This window comes from Nostoc sp. CHAB 5715 (assembly GCF_020829685.1).
GTDB lineage: Bacteria > Cyanobacteriota > Cyanobacteriia > Cyanobacteriales > Nostocaceae > Nostoc.
Window position 1 is genome coordinate 1 of record NZ_JAIVFR010001007.1, and the last position, 2,581, is coordinate 2,581.

General features: G+C 44.8%; 1 protein-coding gene and 1 pseudogene. Both read right to left on the reverse strand.

Annotation, left to right across the window (positions count from 1 at the left end):
• On the reverse strand, positions 1-1,981 hold a 1,981-nt coding region (ileS, locus tag LC574_RS35050; protein ID WP_229458222.1), incomplete at its 3' end, for an isoleucine--tRNA ligase.
• A gap of 419 nt (positions 1,982-2,400) precedes the next feature.
• Positions 2,401-2,581, reverse strand: a pseudogene (locus LC574_RS35055) (hypothetical protein); the annotation flags it as partial.

Below are 2,581 nucleotides of genomic sequence, written 5' to 3' on the forward strand. Positions count from 1 at the left end.
GGTTTGATTCTGGTTCTTCTTTTTTATTTTTTCCACCTTCAATGATTGTATTTGGGTCAACCACATTGCCTTCTGACTTGCTCATTTTACGCCCTTGTTCATCTAAAACAAAGCCGTGAGTTAGCACAGTTTTGTAAGGCGCGATGTCATTCACTGCTACACTGGTAAGCAAACTTGACTGGAACCAACCGCGATGTTGGTCGGAACCTTCCAAATACAAATCAGCAGGGTAACGTAACTCTGGACGCTGTTTAGTTACTGCTGCCCAAGATGAGCCAGAATCAAACCATACATCCATTGTATCTGTACCTCTGCGGTAAGACTTACCATTTTGGCGATACGATTCGGGTAATAACTCCTCAACTGATAATTCCCACCAAGCATCAGAACCTTTTTCTGCAATAATTCCTTGAACGTGGTTGATAATTTCTTCATTCAGCAGTGGTTCTCCCGTGGCTTCATCGTAGAAAACGGGAATGGGTACGCCCCAACTCCGTTGACGAGAGATACACCAATCGGAACGTTCCGCTACCATTGGCGTGATGCGATTTTCACCTTGGGCTGGAATCCATTTTACAGTTGCGATCGCATCAAGCGCTTCTTCTCTAAATCCTTCTACTGAAGCAAACCATTGTTCAGTAGCGCGGAAAATCGTTGGCTTTTTCGTCCGCCAATCATAGGGATATTTGTGGGGATATGCTTCTTCTTTCAACAAAGAACCAGCCGCAGCCAGTGCATCAATCACCGCCTGATTCCCATCACCCAGCACATTTAACCCAGCAAATTCTCCCGCTTCTTCGGTAAAATTGCCATTGTCATCCACTGGTGCAAGGATGGGCAAACCGTAGCGCTGACCAACGATGTAATCTTCTTGACCATGACCGGGAGCAGTATGTACCAACCCAGTACCCGACTCAGTAGTGATGTAATCACCGCCCACAATAATCGGACTTTCCCGGTCAAATAGAGGATGACGGTAAGTAGTATGTTCTAAATCACTCCCCTTAAAGGTGGCTTTTACAGTTAACTCAACTCCGAAAGTTGAAGATAAACGTTCCACTAAATCAGCAGCAACGATGAGATAACGGAACCTCACTCCCGTTAACGGAGAAGGGGAAGAAACTTCTTCACTCCCCCTCCCTGCTTGCGGGGAGGGGGTTGGGGGGTGGGGTTCCACTTCCACCACTGCATAATTCAAATCTGCATTCACCGCCACAGCTAAATTCCCCGGAATTGTCCAAGGTGTAGTTGTCCAAATAGCCACACCCAAATCTGACTGATATTCCGCCAACAGTGGTTTTACAGTTTCCGCCAAACTTGTAACTGCAAAAGCTGCATAGATACTGCGGGAAACGTGACCTTCTGGATATTCCAACTCAGCTTCAGCCAAAGCAGTTTTAGAACTCGGACTCCAGTGAACCGGCTTTAAACCGCGATAGATGTAGCCTTTTAAGAACATCTGACCAAACACGCCAATTTGAGCCGCTTCATATTCCGGCTGCAAAGTCAGATAAGGGTGTTCAAAATCGCCCCACATCCCAAAGCGTATACAACTTGTGCTTTGGTCTGCTACTGCTTCTAGTGCAAATTGTTTAGCTTTTTGCCGCAGTTGTAAAGGCGTTAAGTTTTGCCGTTCTGCTGATTTCATGTTCTGCAAAACTTTTAACTCAATTGGTAAACCGTGACAGTCCCAACCGGGGACATAACGAACCTTACGCCCTTGTAGCAGTTGGTAGCGATTAATAATATCTTTAAGAATTTGACCCAAAGCATGGCCACTATGCAGAGAACCATTAGCGTAGGGAGGCCCATCGTGCAGTATAAATAATTCGCCGGGGTTATTTTTGGAAAGGCGATCATAAATTTTATTTTCTTCCCAAAATTTTTGGATTTCAGGCTCACGCTTGATGGCGTTTGCCCGCATATCAAAATTAGTCTTGGGTAGGTTTACAGTATCTTTGTAACTTCCTGATTCGGTCACAGTTTCATGCCTAGAATTAGGTGTGCAGGTTTTATTAATTATAGAAGATGACAGGAAAACCAAAATTTGCTTTTTGAACGCGAGTTTGATAAACCTCTCCCTACCTTGAATTTTTGTTAATAAAGTTGCAAATAAAAGATAGGACTCTTCCACAAGGGCGTAGGCGTAGCCCGCACTTCGGCTGCGCTCAGTGACCGTCGTAGACATCGCTACTATAAAATTCAGATGGATTATATCAAGTCCGGTTAATCACTTACGATATGTCATTGCGAGTGGAACGGAGTGGAACGAACGCGAGTGCGTCTCCAAGAGTTGCAATCGCTTTCTTATTGGGATTACTTCACTCCGCTATCGCTACGTTCGTAATTGACTTGTATTCTAGCGGACATGATATTAAAGGTAGGTTGGGTTTCCTTACGTCACAACTCAACAAATGCGAACGCCAACTCAACAAATGCGAACGCCAACTCAACAAATGCGAACGCCAACTCAACAAATGCGAACGCCAACTCAACAAATGCGAACGCTAAATCAACAAATGCGAACGCCGAAACAACAAATGCGAACGCTAAATCAACAAATGCGAACGCAGAAGTAACA